Raw genomic sequence first — 17233 nt, 5'->3', positions numbered from 1 at the left:
GTGCAAAAATAATAATTTATTCCGGGTTTTTATAGATAATCTGGCTGGCAACCCTTCCTTCTTTAATGGTCCAGAGTGTTGTATACCTGTTTTCACCCGATCCGTTGATCATATAAAGAAAAATATGGTCATTATCTATGGAGGTTACACCAATGTTGTCAAAATCCATGGTCGGCTGAAACATATTTTTAATCGCTTCCCTTACAAACACGGAGCCTCGGCCGGGCTGCTGAACCCTGATTGATTTGATTTCCGTCATTCCTTCAGGAATCGTATTGCTGATTCCCCAGGGTTTTACCTTATCTATGGTAAGGATATTGCCGATACTGTCCTTCTCCTGTTTACGATAGCTGGCGTTGGACGGATAAATGTCAATGATAACTTTGCTTCTTTGGGCCGTGGGTATCTTCGGGTTGCTGTTATCGGTAAAGATAAGGGACCGCCCGTTTTTAGACCGAGATGGCGTGAATTGCGGTAACTGATCAATGAAGGCGATACGGTCTTTATTTACCATACCTTCCTTATCCAGGGTCTCATACCGTACGAAAGGCTTTTCCACACCACCTTTCTCCGGGTATTTGATCCAGATCCATTCTGTTTCGCCGGGTGCCGGCTTTACATAGACAAAAACATCTCCTCTCCGCATGCGGATCTTATCTACGATCTTTCTGTAATTATCTTTAGGAACACGTACCATTGCATAGCCTTCCTCAGCTTTCACAACTCCAAAAGGGACCTTATTCTGCCCTTTCACAAAAGCCAGGGAGAAAAAACTGAAAATGGATACATATAATGCCTTGTTTACGGAAATCATCATGAAAATTTTTGATAGTCCAAATATATAAATTAAAAAGTTTTCGGGAGATAATTATACATTTCCAATTCCTTAAAATCTTTTATCCGCTTTAGATGAGTATCAGAAAGCAGACACACGTCATCAGAGAGGTCAAGAACATCCCGGTAGCTATGGTCTGAAATGATGAATCCCTTTTGTTTTGATCTTTCCCGGATCAATATTTTAAGTTCACCGGCAATTTTAGGAGAAAGGCTGTGAAAAGGCTCGTCCAATAAAATAAAAGCGGATTCGGAATAGATGATTAATAAGGTTTCCACCATTCTCTGCTCCCCGCCGGAAAGCTTTCCAACGGTATGATCTAAAAATGGACGGATCAAACTCACCTTCAAAAGCTCATCCGCTTCCTCCTTGCCGCAAAACAGATCTATTAAGGTTTTAACGTTCATATTTTTAGGCAAAAACGGGTGCTGAGGCAGATAAGCGATTCTGTTCCGCCTGTCAAACTGGTTTTTAAGAATAATATCATTAAACCTTATAAATTGGGTTTTACCTTTAATAGTCCCGAAAATGATCTGTAATAAAGTGGATTTTCCGGCCCCGTTTCTTCCGAGGAGGCCCACGATTTTCCCGGTTTCACAACCCAAATAAATATCCTGTAGAATGTGCTTTGATCCATAGGATTTCGTGACACTGTCTACATGCAATTTATTCATATACATCTTGTGACAAAATTGACGATTAAACTTATGGATAGGGTCAGTATCCATAGAAAGCTTCTCGAGAATCCGAAGCCCGCGTAAAAGAAATATTCATTTTTTAACCTCAGCTCATAAATGAAATAGTGAATAGCCGGGAAAATTATAAGGAAACACAATCCGAAATTACGGATATTGAATCCCGTCTGAAAAACAAGCAATAAAGAAGATACAACAGCAGGGATTAGCAGTTTCAGATAAAATATTCCGAGAATCTTAAAGCTTTTGATCATAGATCAAATCTAAGAAGAAATTGTAATTTTTGACTAACAAATTTTAAAATATAATATTTTATTGCTAAATTATAATAATAATTATTGGTTTTTTATTAATTTTAGATAAAAATTTAAAATCAGTATAGAAAATGATAAAAAAACTATTTTATTTCTTTATACTGTTTGCCGGAATCATTCTGTGCCAGGGTAAAAACTCCGGGGCAGCGGCTGGGTTTACGGTTCCGACAAACGTTATGGCAACGGAAATCACCCTTTCATCGGCAAAGCTCACCTGGAGCCCGATTCCCGGAGGTCAGTATCTGGTGGAGTTCAGAGTTTCGAACGGTGTCTGGGTAGGGCCTTTTCAAACGGTAAATACTTTTTATGACATTAGCGGCCTGATACCCTGCACTGTATATGAAGCCAGGGTAAGAGATGCGACAAATCCCGCTGATGTATCAAATACGGTAACCTTTAAGACGAGATTGAACTACTGTCTGGCAGGGTCGGTAGATCCATCCATCATGCAGATCGTCACTGTGAGCGTTACCCCTGCAGGAGGGCTGCCACAAATGATAAGCAATTCCGGGGCTTCAACTTATACGGACTATCGGGAAGATCCGACACGTCAGATTTACCTGGCTTCTGATTCATCATTAAATTCAGTTTTTGTCAGCAAGGGATGGGCTTCCGGACAAACCCCTACTGCAATAAGCGTATGGATAGATTTCAACGGAAATGGAGATTTTGAGCCATCGGAAAGGATTATTGGCACCGGTCTGAGCATGTTCGCCAGCGGAATAGTACATACCTTTTCTGTTCCTGCTTCTGCTTCAGGCCCCGCATGTGGCGTTACAATGAGGGTTATGATGAGCGAGGCTCTTACTACCGATGCCTGCACCGTTGTTGCCAGTGGTGAGGTGGAAGATTATAATGTTATTTTCACCGAACGTAGCCTGGCTGTAGATGAAACGGGAAAAAATAAGGATATCCACATCTATCCGAATCCTGTCTCTGATATTATCCATATCTCAGGGACCTCGGGAAATGAGTTTGAAATTTATAATACACTCGGGCAAAAAATAAGGGAAGGAAAGATTTCAGACAGGAAAGTGGACGTCCATGATCTTGTTGAAGGCGTTTACTTTCTCCAGGTCAGGGGCAAAGAAAACAGCCCGCGCCTCAAGTTTATCAAAAGATAATCAGAAGAGTGCTCAGTAAGGGTGCTCTTTTTTAATGGCATAACTAAAGCTTCACAGTGATTTATCGGCTTTATATTGTCCTGATACTGTATGATATCTGAAATTTTGAAGCATGAACGAAAAAGAGAGCCTTTCCGGCCCTCTTGATCATAATTAAACTGTCTTTTTAAATCCTTTCCAATTCATCCGCATCAATCGTGGTCTTGAAGGTACCGTAGTTGACAATAACCTTGTTCTTGGAGATTTTTTCGATCGTTCCCACGCTTGTGCTTCCCGTGATCCGCACCCGTTGTCCTACTTTCATCCAGAGCGCGCGGTCGCTTTTGCGTTTCTCTTCCAGCTTTTCATTGGTCTCTGCGATCTTTTCCTTCACTTCCTCTCTTTTCAATTGCTGGGTAATCTTTCTTTTTACGATCTGGAGTCGTTTACTCTCATCCTTGTCAGTACCGAGTTTCCTGAATTTTTCCTGTTCCAGGAGCTTTACAAAATCCTTTACTATGTCTTTTCTGGATTTACCTTTGGTATAGCTGTCAATAAAAGCTTCGATCTTGCTTCCGAACTGCAGTCTGCGATGTTCTTCTTCATACAGCTTCTGGAAATTATACAATTTCTGCTGAAGCTGATCGTTGAGTTTTTGGAGATTGTCGCGCTTATCTTCCACGGATTCCTTTCTCTCGGCCAGATCAGATTTCAGCTTTTCAACCTCAAACTTTTCCTGCTGAAGCTTAACTATCGTTTTATCAAGGTTTACAATGTCATGTTCCACTTTTTTCTTGGCAGAATGGATGATGAATCTTGGAATCTTATTCTTTTCGGCCACTTCGAACGTAAATGAGCTTCCGGCCTGTCCTACTTCCAGCTTATACATGGGTTCCAGTGTTTCCTCATTAAACAGCATCGCGGCATTTTCAGCATTGGGAAGCTGTTCAACAACTAATTTGATGTTGGTATAATGAGTAGTGATAATGGCAAAGCTCTTTTTGTCGTAGAAATATTCGAGAAAGCTTTCTGCCAAAGCTCCGCCCAGTTCCGGATCAGATCCCGTTCCGAACTCATCGATCAGTAAAAGCGTGTTTCCGTCAGCTTCACGGATGATCCCCGACATTTTCTTCAGCCTGGAAGAATAGGTGGAAAGATGATTCTCTATAGATTGGTTATCCCCGATATCCGTCATGATTTTCTCAAAGAAAAACATTTCCGATTTGGGATGTACCGGAACCAAAATCCCGCTCTGGATCATCAGCTGAAGCAAGCCAACCGTTTTTAGCGTGATTGATTTTCCTCCTGCATTCGGACCGGAAATACAGATGATTCTGTTATGTTCCGTTAAGGTCAGGGTTTGTGGGAAAATATTTTTGTTTTCAGCTTTGTTTCTCAGCCAAAGCAGCGGATGGTAGGCATCTCTTAACCTTAAGGTCTTATGACGGTTGATTTTCGGTAAAACCCCGTGGATCAGCTCAGCGAATTTAGCCTTGGCCCTGGTCAGGTCAAGATCAAAAATATAGGACTGATATTCTGTAAGCTGGGGTTGAAATTCTGCCAGCTCTGCGGTCAGCTTTCTCAGGATCTTATCGATTTCCTTTTTTTCTTCCTCTTCATTTTCCCGGAGCTTAAAATAGTGTTTCACTACACTATCCGGCTGGATGTAAGTAATGGAACCGGTTTTGGATATACCTAAAACCCTTCCGGGCACTCTTTTCTTGAATCCTGATTTTACGGCTAAAACCCTCTGGTCTTCAATAATGCTTTCACGGATGTCATCCAGAAACTCGCTTTGCCCGTAGGTGGCCAGAGCCCTGTTGAAATTTTCCTGGATCGCTTTCCTGGCATGCTGAATCTCAGTTCTTAACCCTTTCAGAATAGGAGAAGCCTCACTTTTTACTTCACCAAAACGGTTGAAAACTTTATCTACCTTGTCAATAATCTCTTTTCTAAATTCCAGTACAGAAACCTCTTCTGCCAGGGTTGGAAAAGTTTCGGGCATGGTTGGGAAGAACTTTTGTAGTTTTCCTATTTGTTCCGTAATGGTTTTGATTTTGATGAAAGCACTGTTTTCCAGGCGGAAGTTTTCGATCAGCATTAATTTCAGCTCACTTTCAATATCTTCATATTCATCAAACGGAATCGCATTTGAGCTCTCAAAACTCGTTAAATATTCAGACGTTTTTTTCAAAGAAAGCTCTGCTTCGTCAATTTCCATCGGACGAAGTTGAAGAATTTTTTCCCTTGTTTTCGGAGAATACGCAAAGGGAGATATTTCCGCGAGCAATTGCGGAAACTCTAATTCGTTTAAATCTTCTTTATTAATATACACAATGCAAATTTAGTGAGAAATTATGATACGGATAATACAGTGATCCGATAATTGAAGGGATTGTTTTCAGGTAATTTTGATTCATGGATCGTTTTGATGATTTGGTAATGATATAAATTAAGAATATTTTTGTTTCAGTTTAAGTTCCCGGATGAAACTTAAAAATATTAATAACACATCAACAAATCATCAATTTTGCAATGACCTGGACAGAAGTTTTAGCCCCGATAAAAAATACTGATTATTTCAAAAATCTTTGGGAGAAGGTAAAGCAGGAATATTCTACAACCAAAGTCTTTCCGCCTAAAAACCAGATTTTCAGAGCTCTGGAGATCACACCTTTTGATGATATCAAGGTAGTGATTCTGGGCCAGGACCCTTATCATAATGATTACCAGGCCAATGGCTTATGCTTTTCTGTATCCGAAAAAGTAGCTGCCCCGCCTTCCCTTAAAAATATTTTCATTGAGCTGAAAGATGACCTGGGAGTGGTAAGAACATCAAAAGAACTGGATGACTGGGGGAAACAGGGGGTCTTATTGTTGAATGCTACCTTAACCGTTCGTGCCCATTCACCCAATTCTCATAAGGATCTTGGCTGGGAAAAATTCACGGACTTTATCATCAAAGAGATCTCAGACAGGAAGGAGAATGTGGTTTTTGTACTTTGGGGGGCATTCGCACAAAAAAAAGCCGAACTGATAGATCCGGCCAAACATTATATACTGAAATCGGCACATCCGTCACCGTTTTCTGTTCACAGAGGATTTTTTGGAAGCAGACCTTTTTCCAAAATCAATGAATATCTGGTTTCCAAAGGCAAAGAACCTATTTCGTGGTAGGATTTTGTTCTGACTTGCGGATGACAATGCCTATTTTATATTTCCCTTTCAGGGTTTGTGTTCCTGCCTCTGAGGTGGGAAAAGGAGTAAGCTCTTCCAATGAAATGGTATATCCGTTAAAATCTGCAGACTGATGGTAATTTTTCCCGGCATTGTCCATGGTGGCCAGATTTAACACCATCGGCCTCGTTGCAGTGCCCATTACCTCAACCTGGGCTACGGCTACCCCGGCCCATATGCAGTTTACATCTTTCGGACAGCGGCTGTCTTCAGAAATTCCTTTGAAGGTAACATTCATTTCATAATCTTTCAGAAATCTGTTTTCCCCTTCATTAAAGTAAATGATCTCTCCCTCTTTGGGAGTAACCATGGTTGCCCCGGTTTGTTCAACAGAAGCTTTTGAAATGTTTTTTTCTTTCTGGGCATTACAGTTCATGAGTGACAATAATCCCAAACCGCAGATGATGGTTTTATATAACATAATAATCTTTTTTTAAATAATATCAAGCATATCCAAAACTACTACCAAAAACATTGCCACACCTACAACAAAATTAAATCCGGTACCGTAAAGGAATCCGATAAAGGCGCCTTTTGTTGATCTCAGGGCTTTGTTCATGTCCTTACTGTCGTGAAGCAGTTCACCGATGAACACTCCGGCAAACATTCCGATCAAAAATCCTAACGGGATCGGGAGAAACATTCCGACAATGGTTCCGATAATGGAGCCGATGCTTCCCCATTGGGTCCCTCCGTATTTCTTATTGGTTCTGGCAGGGATTACATAGTTCAGGACGGCAGAAATAGCCGTAAGGATCCCGAAAGCCCAGATATAAATCATCGGAAGATCGGCATCAGTCCCGAATTTATAGATGAGCAGGCCACATAAGCTCAGGAGTAATCCAGGTAATATAGGGAGAAAAGTTCCCAGGATTCCCAGAAACAGTAAAATAAGACAGAAAATATTGATAAGTGTTGTATCCATTATTATGAAATTCTGATGCAATATATAAAAAAAGAGGCTTATTAAAAGCCCCTTCATCATTTGTAATATGAAGATTAAAGATTAAGGATTATATATTGCAATATCAGCTCTGAATTTCCTATGTTTCCTGTGGCGTGGTTGTGGAATGTGGTATAATAAATATTTCCGTTATTGCTGCCACTGCTGCATGGCCCCATTGTATCTCCATGAGCCTGATGGGCCGGCCAGGCATTCTGGTTAATGGTAATGGTGATAGGAGTGCTTCCGGCAGGGTGGTGGCAGATCGTTACCCATCCGCTGGCAGCACTGTTTCCTACCGGGGTTTGCGGTGTGGATGGATCATTGTATTTGTCAGTTTTTATCATCAGGGCTTCATTGTCTTTTTTCACCATTACATCCCAGAAGGTAGCATCGTAATTGTTGATCTTTTGCCATGTGCCAAGATCATATTGGATGTTTAAAGTGTTGAAGCCTATAGCGTTGGCCAGGTTGAGGTCAGGGACCGTAGCATTATTTATTATTCCTGAAGAACCGTTATTGATGGAACAGAGTTTTGTGTCCGGAATAAATCCGCCAGGCAGTCCGCATGCATTGGAATTGTAGGTTCCACCGGTTAAATAAGCGACAGCCCAATCTGAAGCGTATAAACTTCCCCCGTTACTGACAAAAGCGGAAAGATTACTGTAAACAGCCTGATCTCCACCTGAGTTGCTTGACGGTTTAGAGCCGCAATTTAAAAAGATGACATCATATTGCGCGATGGTGCTCATCACCTTTAAGTCGTCATAGGTAATAGGGGTTACCGTATATCCTAACCCCGTAACAATACTCTGGATATCATCATAAGTACCCTGTACATAAGCCATGTTAGCGACCTGGTTAAGCTTTGTTAGTGCATTATCCAGTGCAGTTACCTCATTTTTCTTGATATTCACATTGATCTCGGTTCTGAAATTGGATCCATTACCCGTTTGAATATGAAGGGTACGGGGGCCTTCCGGAGCTTCCAGGATAAACTCGCCATTAGCGTCAGAATAAGCGTAATACATTTTGTTGTCCTGGTCAAATGTAAAAACCAATGCGCCTCCAATTTGTTTTGCACCATTTTTGGATACCACTTTTCCGGAGACCTTACCCATCTCAATGACTTGAGGTGTGCCGGATTCAATGATGTCATTGCTGCCGTTGCAGCCAAAAAACAACAAGGTGATGACAGACATCAGGAATAAGTTGAGATGTTTCATGGGTGTGTAGTTTTGATTGTTTTCATCAAATTTAATAAATAATTATTATATAATGATAAAATATGCTTTAAAAATTAATATAATTTAATGATAATGTTTTTTTTTAATGAATGTGTTATTGCTTATTAAAGCTGAAGGTCGCTCCTGAAAACAATAATGGAGCGTTTTGGTGATATTTAAGAACAGAATATAATCAGAATTGAAAATTGCTGTAAATCATTTTGAAATTTCCTAAATTTGCTGTAATGAACGACCAGTTACAAGAAACTAAAAATTTTATACAGGAGCTGAGTGAACAGCTTTATCTTTATATCAGCCGGATTTCACCTACTGGACTGGACTGGGTTTTTCATATCATTGTAAAACTGGCACTGCTTACCGCTCTTTTTCTTGCCGTTGATTTTATCTGTAAACCTGTTATCAATTTTATTTTTCGTTTTTTCCGCAATGAGAATAAATACCCGATCTTAAAATCGGTGTACAGGTCTAAAATTACCAACTCTGTAGCACACTTTATTGCTTTGTCAGTAGTAGCGGGGATCCATACTTTTATATTTCCGGTGGGTTCTTTACCTAAGACCACAACATTTATCATCAGATCTGTTAATCTGGGTTTTGTTCTTATCCTGGCGGGGATGCTTTACAGAGGTCTGACAGCATTCAGGAATTATTTCGTTATCAAGCAGGACTTTTATAAGATCATGGCCCTGAATGCCATCTCGGAAACGGTTAAGATTCTTGGGATTTTTATTTTCTCCGTTGTGGGGATCTGTGTTATTTTCGGAATCAGGGGAACTACTATTGTTGGAAGTCTGGGAGCGATTACGGCAGTATTGGTCCTGGTCTTCCGGGATACAATTTTAGGGTTTGTGACAGGGATCCATGTGGCAACATCCAAAAACCTGAAGGTAGGTGATTGGGTGAGCATCCCTAAGTATAACGTGGAAGGAAATATCGCTGAAATAAACCTCCTTACCACCAGGATCAACAATTTTGATAAAACCTATTCTACGATTCCTACATATGACCTGCTGACAACGGAAATCAAGAATCTTCAGGTGATTTCAGAAACCAATAAAAGGAGAATTAAAAAATCTATATTCTTCAATATCAATTCTTTTAAATTTCTTACCGAGGAAGATATCGAACGTTTGAAAAACATTAACCTGATCTCGGACTATCTGGAAAAAAGCACCATAGAATTGAAAAAAGAAAAGGAAAATATGGAGCATAAAGAAGAAATTATCAATGGAAGGCAGCTTACCAATATTGGCGTTTTCAGGTATTATGCCCAGAAATATATAGAAAAAATCCCGCAGCTTGATAAAGAGGGACCTATCATCGTCCGTCAATTGAATATCACTCCGCAAGGCTTACCATTGGAAATATATGCCTTTACGAATGATACGGAATGGATAGATTTTGAAGAGATACAGTCCGATATTTTTGATCACCTGCTGGTAGCCTCAAAAGAATTTGACCTTGAAGTAATGCAGGTGAAAATTTAATATGGATCGGGATTTTAATTGACTTTAAATAAATCTGTTTTAGATACATTACAATCATGTAAGTCTCATATCTAAAATCTGGTATATAACATCTGAAAAAATGACAAAACTGAGTGTAAACATTAATAAAATTGCAACATTAAGAAATGCGAGGGGAGGCGAAATGCCAAGTGTAACGGAGGCCGCAGTAAAGATCCAGGAGTTTGGAGCACAGGGGATTACCATTCATCCCAGACCTGACGAAAGACATATCACCAGAAAAGACGTTTATGATCTGAAACCGCTGATTACGACCGAATTCAATATAGAGGGAAACCCGCACCGCCCATTCATTGATATGGTACTGGAAGTTAAACCGGAACAGGTGACCCTGGTACCTGATGCAGATGATGCCATTACTTCCAATGCAGGCTGGGATACGAAAAAACATCTGGACTTTCTTACGGAGATCATTGCTGAGTTCAAAAAAGCAGGAATCCGTACCTCCATTTTTCTTGATCCAAAGCCGGAGCTGGTAGAATATGCCGCAAAAACCGGGACAGACAGAATAGAGTTGTATACGGAAGCATATGCAAGAAACTATATCCTGAATAAAGAACAGGCTATAAAACCTTATTACGATACGGCGGTGGCAGCCGTTGAATCAGGGTTGGGATTGAATGCCGGCCATGATTTAAGCCTCGAAAACCTGAAATATTTTGCAGAAAACATCCCCAATCTGCTGGAAGTTTCTATAGGTCACGCCCTGATATCCGAGGCACTATATATGGGAATGGAAAATACCGTTCAGGCTTATCTGAAAAGACTGGCCCGATGGTAGGGATATCCGGAACAGAAAGCTTGCCGGAACCTATTTAAAAACTGGCTTCCAACTTCTAATCTCTAATTCTAACAAAAAAATGGAAATTTTAAATTCAAAAATATTTGGCGAAAATCTGACATCGACACCCCTTCTGGTCTTCCACGGCTTGTTTGGAATGCTTGACAACTGGGGAAGCTTCGGCAAAGACCTGGGTGAGTTCTTAACCGTTCATCTGATCGACCTCAGAAACCATGGAAGAAGCTTTCATTCCGAAAGCATGACCCACGATGATCTGGCAGATGACATTGCCCGCTATATGGATCATTACGGCATAGAGAAAGCTCATGTACTGGGGCATTCCCTGGGTGGAAAAGCCGTGATGCAATTTGCCATAAGATATCCTGAAAAAGTAGACAAACTCATCGTTGTTGATATTTCCCCGAAAGCATATCCGCCACATCATCAGGGAATTATTAAAGCCCTTGAAAGTGTGGATCTCAATGCAGTAACGTCCAGAAATGAAGTGGAAGCCGTGCTGAACGAATATATTCCCGACAGATCTACCATACAGTTCCTGACCAAGAACCTGTATTGGGATGATAACAAAAAACTGAACTGGAGATTCAATCTCAGGACCTTATCTGAAAAATACAATGAATTTGTTTCCAACGCGATAAGATTCGGGGTGTTTGAAGGTGAAACCTTGTTTATTTCCGGTGAAAAATCCAGTTATATCCTGCCACAGGATGAATTTTCCATCAAACAGCAATTTCCTAAAGCCAGAATTGTCATTATAAAAAATGCCGGACATTGGGTTCAGGCGGATAATCCGGCAGAATTTAACAGTGTTGTTAAGCAGTTTTTGAATTTGGGTTAATAGTATTCTATGCTTTTTATTAAATAGTTAAAATTTTCTTAAAAAAGCAATTAATTTCTCTTCTTAATGAAATTTTTGTACTTTAGATGATCAAATCATCAAAGAATTTTAATTATGGAAGATAAAAAACTAAAAAAACCATTCTTTGCTTCCTTTTTAGAGAAGCAGATAGAAGATCCTGAAAAAATCAAAGGTGGAACAACAGGCTCACTGACATCAGCGCTTGAGGATAATGCTACTTCTGTGCTTAAAGACAGTATCACTTCTGCCCTTCAGGATAATGTGACAAGACCGGGGAATGACCATGTTACCCTGAAATATCCTTCTGACAGCGACGAAGCAGGAGATACAGTATAAAAACTAAACTAACCAGTATATTAATAAAACCAAATTAAAACATTATGAAAAACAGAAATTCAAAGAAAAAGCCATTTTTCGCTTCATTTTTGGAAAAACAGCTTAAAGATCCTGAAAAGGTAAAAGGAGGTACGGATATCATTACGATCCCGGAAAGAGATACTATTACAAAGCCGTCTCTGGATACGGTAACGTCTCCTAAGGATGACATGGCTCAAACAATGAAATATCCTTCAGACGGTGACGATGATGTTCCTACAGTATAGAAAATGAGCTGTTATATGACTGAAACATATTAACAAAATCATATCAAAAGGAAACTTAGACTTATAAGTTTCCTTTTTTAATAAAATGGCAAATGATTCTTTGTATCACACATTCTAAAGACTTTTACAATATTGATATCTTCTTTGCTTACCTCCGGTCTAAAAACATCCCTTATTTCAGACTGAATTCCGATCATCTGAACCATCTTCAGAAAATCAGTGTTAATGAAAGCTCATTTCAACTCACGGATGAATCCGGAAACAGGATCTGCTCTACACAGATAAAGGGTGTGTGGCACCGGAAAGCCTGGAAAATAAATGTTCCTGAAGAACTTGATGAGCAGTACGAAAAAATTTTTCTGAATGAATATGGAAGCCTGCGTTATAATCTCATCACTGCTTTGGAGAATTTGCCGTGGGTGAATCCCTATGAAGCAGAAAGGAAAGTGGACGGGAATAAGATGTATCAGCTGAGAACGGCTCAGAAGAATAACCTGATCATTCCGAAAACAATTTTTTCAAACGATGAAGAAAAAATCACATCATTTTTTTATGAACATTGTAACGGAAAAGCCATAGCCAAGCTTCACGGCGTGATCGCCAAATCCATGGACGGCGAAAATATGCTCTCGACAACGGTGATAGACGAAGATACTTTAGAGCATATTTCTGATATCGCTTACTGCCCGATGATCTTCCAGCCTTATATTGATAAGGAATATGAATTAAGGATCGTTTATATAGACGGAGAATTTTTTACCGGAAAGATCAATAACAGTGAGAATGCGGACTGGCGCATGGCCAGGGAAAACTATTTCTGGTCAGAATATGAATTGCCCGGAGACATTAAGACAGGCCTGTCCTCAATGATGCAGGAAATGGGGCTTTATGCCGGAGCTATTGATATGATCAGAGGAAAAGACGGAAATTACTATTTTTTGGAGGTCAACCCGCAGGGAGAATGGGGAATGCTGCAGAAGGAGCTGGGCTTTCCCATTGCTGAAAGAATTGCCGATAATCTTATAAAAAGAATACAAACCAATGAACAATAAAATTTTAATCATTACTCATACAGCAGATAATTTTTCCATCGAGAAAGTAACCGAATATATAGAAAAGAATGGGTGTGAGGTCATCCGCTTCGACGTAGATCTGTATCCCCTGCAGAATAAACTGACCACGGTTTTCCAGGACGGGAAGTGGATAAGCATCCTCGAAACCTCCGAAGCGAAATACCGCCTGGAAGATATTGCCGCGGTATGGTACAGAAGAGCTTATAACATTGGTAACGGGCTAAAAGAAGAAATGGATCCCAAATTTTATGGAGCAGCAATGGGAGAGATCCGTAATACACTTTTTGGCTTTCTGGAATCGATAGATGCTTACGCCCTTGGCAAGCCGAGTGTTTACAGAAGATTGGACAGCAAGGAAGAGCAGCTGAAAATCGCAGATAAGATAGGGCTCAGGATCCCAGAGACCTGTATCACCAATAATCCCGGAGAAGCCAGACAATTTATCCTCAAGCATAAAAATGTGATCGGTAAAATGCAGACCGGTTTTGCCATCTATGAAGATGGTGTTGAAAATGTGGTTTTCACTAATGTTATTGATGAGGAAAAACTGAATGATCTGGATTCCCTGCTTTATTGCCCGATGCAGTTCCAGACCAGAATTGAAAAGAAAAAAGAGCTTAGGGTTACTATCGTGGGGCGGGATATTTACGCATTTGAAATAGACTCACAGCAATCCGAAGATGCAAAGATAGACTGGCGGAAAGATGGGGTAAACCTCATTGACAAATGGGTTCGTACAGAATTGCCCGGAGATATAAACGGAAAGCTGTTTGAACTTCTCGATGTTTACAACGTGGATTATGGCGCCATAGACCTCATTGTTTCTCCCGAAGACGAATATTATTTCATAGAGATCAATGCTGCCGGAGAATTTTTCTGGCTGGATAATCTTACCGAAGGGCACCTTATCTCTAAAAGTATTGCTGATATCCTGTGTGATAAAGCGCCGCGGAGAAACAATATGATTCTGGCCTAGAAACATAAAGTTTCAATTATTTTGGAAAACCTTTCGTTCGGAAAGGTTTTTGTTGTCAATATACCAGATTGGAAATTTGATAATATTGATCAATTCCAATTGGATTGTGCTTGAAAAATTGCAAATTTGCAAAAGGCTTTTCTTTTGTTTTTTGAATAAAATGAAGAATTGTCTGATTGATGATATTGTTTTAATTTAGCGGCAACCAGGAAAAAAATAATTAATGGTTTTTGTAACAGGGGCAACCGGAATTTTAGGCAGAGTAGTGGCCTTGGAACTTCTTAAAAGAGGAAAAAGCGTTCGTGCTTCCAAAAGATCTGCAAGTAATCTGGATGATGTAAAAAGTTCATACCGGTTTTATACGGAAAATCCTGATGAATATTTCAGTAAAATAGAGTGGATAGATGTGGATTTTGATGATATCAGCTCACTTCAGGAGGCATTGAAAGGCGTTGATGAAGTATATCATTGTGCTGCTAAAGTAGGCTTCGATCCGAAAGATGATAAAGAAATGTACCACACGAATGCCAAAGGTACGGCCAATCTGTTATATGCCTGCGAAAATTCCGGGGTTGAAAAATTTCTGTATATCAGTACCGTTGCCGTCCTGGACGGCTTCAATGAACAGGGTGAGCTGGATGAAGAATCAGATTTCAATCCAAAAGTGGAACATTCCGCCTATGCTATTTCCAAACATATGGCGGAGATGGAGGTCTGGAGGGCTTCGGCAGAGGGACTCAATGTGGTGATCGTAAATCCCGGAATGATCATCGGAAGCGGAGGCTGGAATCAAAGCAGCGGGCAGATATTTCCGATCTTTGAAAATAACGGCTTTACCTTTTCAGGAGGTTCTGCCTATGTGGATGCAAGAGATGTGGCTGGAATTGCTGTAGAGCTGATGGAAAGGAATATTTTCGGAGAACGCTTTATCGCTGTTTCAGAGAAGAAAAGATATGCCGAGATCGGAGGACAGATCAGAAAAAAGCTGGGCTTAAAAGAACCCAGAGTGCTTACTGAAAAGCAGCTTAACCTGGGAAGGATAGCCAATTTCCTTCTTGGATGGCTCATTCCCAAGCTAAGGATTATAACGAAATCAAATATTGAATCTGTATCGTCATTTAACACCATTTCCAATAAAAAAATAAGGGAAAAATTAGATTATCAGTTTATTCCTGTTGAGAAAAGCGTAGACTTCCATCTCAATAACTATATTAACGACAAAAAGCTGAAGAAATGAACCTTGCAGAGGCAATTATCATAAAAAACGTACAAAAGCACCCTATAAAATCAGCCATTGGCTTTAAAAAGAAAGATGAATCCTGGAAAGAGCTGAGCTGGAAAAAATTCAGCGAGATCATTTTTAAAACCGCCAATGCCCTCAGAAATGCCGGAATCCGGGAAAATGACAAAGTAGCCATCTACTCGGATAATTCCTCCGAATGGATGACCTTTGACCTGGCTTCTCTGTCTGCCGGTGCGATCACCGTTCCCATCTATTCAACCAACAATGCCGAGCAGGCAGAATACATTATAAAAGATTCAGGCTCAAAAATAATCCTTGTCGGAAACCAGGCGCAATATGATGCCTGCTTGGAGCTTTTGCATAAAACGGATAATGAGCTTCAGACCATTATTGTTTCCAAAAAGTCGGTCTGGATCAAAAAGGAGTTCAATAGTTTTTATCTCGAAGATTTTATCGCCAAAGCTTCCCCGAAATTTGAGATCTGCGGAAAGGAATATGATGATATGGCTACATTGATCTATACTTCCGGAACCACAGGAACACCAAAAGGGGTAATGCTTACCCATGGTAATTTCATCAAAGCCTTCGATGCCCATTTTGAGTTTTTTAAGTTTAAGAATTTTGAAGAAGAGCTGTCGCTGGCATTTTTACCTTTGAGCCATGTCTTTGAAAGAAGCTGGAGCCTGCTTTGCCTGTATGGCGGAGCCAGGGTTTATTTCCTGGAAGATCCGAAGCATATAGCCAAAACGCTGGAGGAAGTGAAGCCCACCATGATGTGTGCGGTACCGAGATTCTTCCAGAAGGTATATGCAGGAGTATTGGAAAAAGTAGAAGAAGGCTCTTCATTCAGGAAGAAGATCTTTCACCGGGCCTTAGCGGTAGGGGAGCAGACAGCAGAGCTGAGAAGGAATGATCATGCGATACCTTTCGGACTTAGATTGAAAGAAACAGTTGCAGATATGCTTGTTTTCAGTAAAATTAAAGAAAGAATGGGTGGAAGGCTGTGGTTTCTGCCATGTGGCGGAGCCTCCGTATCTCCTGAAGTCACAAGATTCTTTGAATCCGTAGGTATCCATATAACAGTAGGCTATGGACTGACGGAAACTACAGCTACCTTAACACTTTTTCCATTGACCCATTTTGAACATGGTACCAGTGGCAGGCCTTTGCCGGGAGTGGAAATCCGCATTGGTGAAAATGATGAGATCCAGGCAAAAGGAAACGGGATCATGAAAGGATATTACAACAAGCCGGAAGAAACAAGAGAAGTATTTACAGAAGACGGCTGGTTCAGGACTGGTGACGCCGGGAGATTTGATGATAAAGGCAACCTGATCATTACAGACAGGATCAAAGACCTGATGAAAACCTCCAACGGAAAATATATAGCCCCGCAACAGATTGAAAACCTTCTTACCAATAACAACTTTATCCAGCAGATCGTGCTGATAGCCGAAGGAAGGCAATTCGTTTCCGCTTTGATCGTCCCTGATTTTGAATTCTTACATGATTTTGCCAGGAAAAATAATATTCCGGTGACAAGTCATGAAGATATGGTGAAAAACGAGAAGGTCATTCATTTCTACAAAGATAAAATCAATGAGCTGCAAAGCCATCTGGCCGATTTTGAAAAAGTGAAAAAATTTACCCTGCTGCCTGCTGAATTTGAAATCAATACCGGGGAGATAACCCCTACCTTGAAGGTGAAAAGAAACGTGGTGCTGAAAAAATACGCAGACATTATCGAGAAAATGTATTAATAAAAGCCTGAAAAGGTT

General features: G+C 40.3%; 17 protein-coding genes. 11 read left to right on the top strand and 6 right to left on the bottom strand.

Annotated elements, in window-relative coordinates:
* Positions 1-16 precede the first annotated feature (16 nt).
* Positions 17-817, bottom strand: coding sequence for a hypothetical protein (locus ABMQ40_RS04520; protein WP_370896990.1), 801 nt, complete (start codon positions 815-817; stop codon positions 17-19).
* A 29-nt stretch (positions 818-846) separates the two neighbouring features.
* A complete protein-coding gene (locus ABMQ40_RS04515) occupies positions 847-1509 on the bottom strand; it encodes an ATP-binding cassette domain-containing protein (protein WP_370896988.1) in 663 nt (220 codons plus the stop codon).
* Positions 1510-1915: 406 nt separating this feature from the next.
* Between ABMQ40_RS04515 and ABMQ40_RS04510 the strand changes: the two genes are divergently transcribed.
* Positions 1916-2968 (top strand): GEVED domain-containing protein, encoded by a 1053-nt coding sequence (locus tag ABMQ40_RS04510; protein WP_370896986.1) that lies wholly within the window; start codon positions 1916-1918, stop codon positions 2966-2968.
* Positions 2969-3134: 166 nt separating this feature from the next.
* On the opposite strand, the gene ABMQ40_RS04505 is transcribed toward ABMQ40_RS04510, so the two are convergent.
* Positions 3135-5282, bottom strand: coding sequence for an endonuclease MutS2 (locus tag ABMQ40_RS04505; protein ID WP_370896984.1), 2148 nt, complete (start codon positions 5280-5282; stop codon positions 3135-3137).
* A 200-nt stretch (positions 5283-5482) separates the two neighbouring features.
* Here ABMQ40_RS04505 and ABMQ40_RS04500 point away from each other — a divergent pair, with 200 nt between their 5' ends.
* Complete coding sequence (locus tag ABMQ40_RS04500) at positions 5483-6124, top strand: uracil-DNA glycosylase (RefSeq protein ID WP_370896982.1); 642 nt, start codon at positions 5483-5485, stop codon at positions 6122-6124.
* On the opposite strand, the gene ABMQ40_RS04495 is transcribed toward ABMQ40_RS04500, so the two are convergent.
* From ABMQ40_RS04495 to ABMQ40_RS04485, 3 genes are all read right to left on the bottom strand, one after another.
* A complete protein-coding gene (locus ABMQ40_RS04495) occupies positions 6111-6605 on the bottom strand; it encodes a hypothetical protein (protein ID WP_370896980.1) in 495 nt (164 codons plus the stop codon). The two genes, ABMQ40_RS04500 and ABMQ40_RS04495, sit on opposite strands and share 14 nt — an antisense overlap.
* Positions 6606-6617: 12 nt before the next feature.
* Positions 6618-7109, bottom strand: a complete 492-nt coding sequence (locus ABMQ40_RS04490) for a DUF456 domain-containing protein (protein ID WP_370896978.1) — start codon at positions 7107-7109, stop codon at positions 6618-6620.
* Between the two features lie 74 nt (positions 7110-7183).
* On the bottom strand, positions 7184-8353 hold the full coding sequence (locus tag ABMQ40_RS04485; protein WP_370896976.1) for a lacto-N-biose phosphorylase central domain-containing protein: 1170 nt from the start codon (positions 8351-8353) through the stop codon (positions 7184-7186).
* A gap of 245 nt (positions 8354-8598) precedes the next feature.
* On the opposite strand from ABMQ40_RS04485, the gene ABMQ40_RS04480 reads away from it, so the two are divergent.
* The 9 genes from ABMQ40_RS04480 to ABMQ40_RS04440 all read left to right on the top strand — a co-directional run bounded on the left by ABMQ40_RS04480 (position 8599) and on the right by ABMQ40_RS04440 (position 17215).
* Complete coding sequence (locus tag ABMQ40_RS04480) at positions 8599-9861, top strand: mechanosensitive ion channel family protein (RefSeq protein ID WP_370896974.1); 1263 nt, start codon at positions 8599-8601, stop codon at positions 9859-9861.
* A gap of 100 nt (positions 9862-9961) precedes the next feature.
* The gene (locus tag ABMQ40_RS04475) at positions 9962-10681 is read left to right on the top strand and encodes a pyridoxine 5'-phosphate synthase (protein ID WP_370896972.1); all 720 of its coding nucleotides are present in this window, start codon (positions 9962-9964) and stop codon (positions 10679-10681) included.
* A gap of 79 nt (positions 10682-10760) precedes the next feature.
* A complete protein-coding gene (locus ABMQ40_RS04470) occupies positions 10761-11540 on the top strand; it encodes an alpha/beta fold hydrolase (RefSeq protein ID WP_370896970.1) in 780 nt (259 codons plus the stop codon).
* Between the two features lie 114 nt (positions 11541-11654).
* On the top strand, positions 11655-11897 hold the full coding sequence (locus ABMQ40_RS04465) for a microviridin/marinostatin family tricyclic proteinase inhibitor (protein ID WP_370896968.1): 243 nt from the start codon (positions 11655-11657) through the stop codon (positions 11895-11897).
* A 44-nt stretch (positions 11898-11941) separates the two neighbouring features.
* A complete protein-coding gene (locus ABMQ40_RS04460) occupies positions 11942-12163 on the top strand; it encodes a microviridin/marinostatin family tricyclic proteinase inhibitor (RefSeq protein ID WP_370896966.1) in 222 nt (73 codons plus the stop codon).
* Between the two features lie 92 nt (positions 12164-12255).
* Entirely contained in the window at positions 12256-13215 is a 960-nt protein-coding gene (locus ABMQ40_RS04455; RefSeq protein ID WP_370896964.1) for an MvdC/MvdD family ATP grasp protein, read from the top strand.
* Positions 13205-14212, top strand: coding sequence for an MvdD family ATP-grasp ribosomal peptide maturase (locus ABMQ40_RS04450; RefSeq protein ID WP_370896962.1), 1008 nt, complete (start codon positions 13205-13207; stop codon positions 14210-14212). Before ABMQ40_RS04455 ends, ABMQ40_RS04450 begins: the two co-directional genes overlap by 11 nt.
* Before the next feature lie 223 nt (positions 14213-14435).
* A complete protein-coding gene (locus ABMQ40_RS04445; RefSeq protein WP_370896960.1) occupies positions 14436-15449 on the top strand; it encodes an NAD-dependent epimerase/dehydratase family protein in 1014 nt (337 codons plus the stop codon).
* The gene (locus ABMQ40_RS04440) at positions 15446-17215 is read left to right on the top strand and encodes an AMP-dependent synthetase/ligase (protein WP_370896958.1); all 1770 of its coding nucleotides are present in this window, start codon (positions 15446-15448) and stop codon (positions 17213-17215) included. The genes ABMQ40_RS04445 and ABMQ40_RS04440 overlap by 4 nt, the downstream gene beginning before the upstream one ends.
* Positions 17216-17233: the final 18 nt, after the last annotated feature.

It is taken from the genome of Chryseobacterium gossypii (genome assembly GCF_041361455.1).
Lineage (GTDB): Bacteria > Bacteroidota > Bacteroidia > Flavobacteriales > Weeksellaceae > Chryseobacterium > Chryseobacterium gossypii.
Note: the sequence above shows the minus strand (reverse complement) of the source record. Positions and strands in the feature narration are given on the sequence as shown.

What these genes read in the sequence shown, in the direction of transcription:
- ABMQ40_RS04455 (WP_370896964.1), top strand. Translation starts at nt 12,256, where the DNA reads ATGATTCTTTGTATCACACATTCTAAAGACTTTTACAATATTGATATC.
- ABMQ40_RS04450 (WP_370896962.1), top strand. Translation starts at nt 13,205, where the DNA reads ATGAACAATAAAATTTTAATCATTACTCATACAGCAGATAATTTTTCC.
- ABMQ40_RS04515 (WP_370896988.1), bottom strand. Translation starts at nt 1,509, where the DNA reads ATGAATAAATTGCATGTAGACAGTGTCACGAAATCCTATGGATCAAAG.
- ABMQ40_RS04465 (WP_370896968.1), top strand. Translation starts at nt 11,655, where the DNA reads ATGGAAGATAAAAAACTAAAAAAACCATTCTTTGCTTCCTTTTTAGAG.
- ABMQ40_RS04445 (WP_370896960.1), top strand. Translation starts at nt 14,436, where the DNA reads ATGGTTTTTGTAACAGGGGCAACCGGAATTTTAGGCAGAGTAGTGGCC.
- ABMQ40_RS04470 (WP_370896970.1), top strand. Translation starts at nt 10,761, where the DNA reads ATGGAAATTTTAAATTCAAAAATATTTGGCGAAAATCTGACATCGACA.
- ABMQ40_RS04485 (WP_370896976.1), bottom strand. Translation starts at nt 8,353, where the DNA reads ATGAAACATCTCAACTTATTCCTGATGTCTGTCATCACCTTGTTGTTT.
- ABMQ40_RS04475 (WP_370896972.1), top strand. Translation starts at nt 9,962, where the DNA reads ATGACAAAACTGAGTGTAAACATTAATAAAATTGCAACATTAAGAAAT.
- ABMQ40_RS04460 (WP_370896966.1), top strand. Translation starts at nt 11,942, where the DNA reads ATGAAAAACAGAAATTCAAAGAAAAAGCCATTTTTCGCTTCATTTTTG.
- ABMQ40_RS04520 (WP_370896990.1), bottom strand. Translation starts at nt 817, where the DNA reads ATGATGATTTCCGTAAACAAGGCATTATATGTATCCATTTTCAGTTTT.
- ABMQ40_RS04440 (WP_370896958.1), top strand. Translation starts at nt 15,446, where the DNA reads ATGAACCTTGCAGAGGCAATTATCATAAAAAACGTACAAAAGCACCCT.
- ABMQ40_RS04490 (WP_370896978.1), bottom strand. Translation starts at nt 7,109, where the DNA reads ATGGATACAACACTTATCAATATTTTCTGTCTTATTTTACTGTTTCTG.
- ABMQ40_RS04510 (WP_370896986.1), top strand. Translation starts at nt 1,916, where the DNA reads ATGATAAAAAAACTATTTTATTTCTTTATACTGTTTGCCGGAATCATT.
- ABMQ40_RS04480 (WP_370896974.1), top strand. Translation starts at nt 8,599, where the DNA reads ATGAACGACCAGTTACAAGAAACTAAAAATTTTATACAGGAGCTGAGT.
- ABMQ40_RS04500 (WP_370896982.1), top strand. Translation starts at nt 5,483, where the DNA reads ATGACCTGGACAGAAGTTTTAGCCCCGATAAAAAATACTGATTATTTC.
- ABMQ40_RS04495 (WP_370896980.1), bottom strand. Translation starts at nt 6,605, where the DNA reads ATGTTATATAAAACCATCATCTGCGGTTTGGGATTATTGTCACTCATG.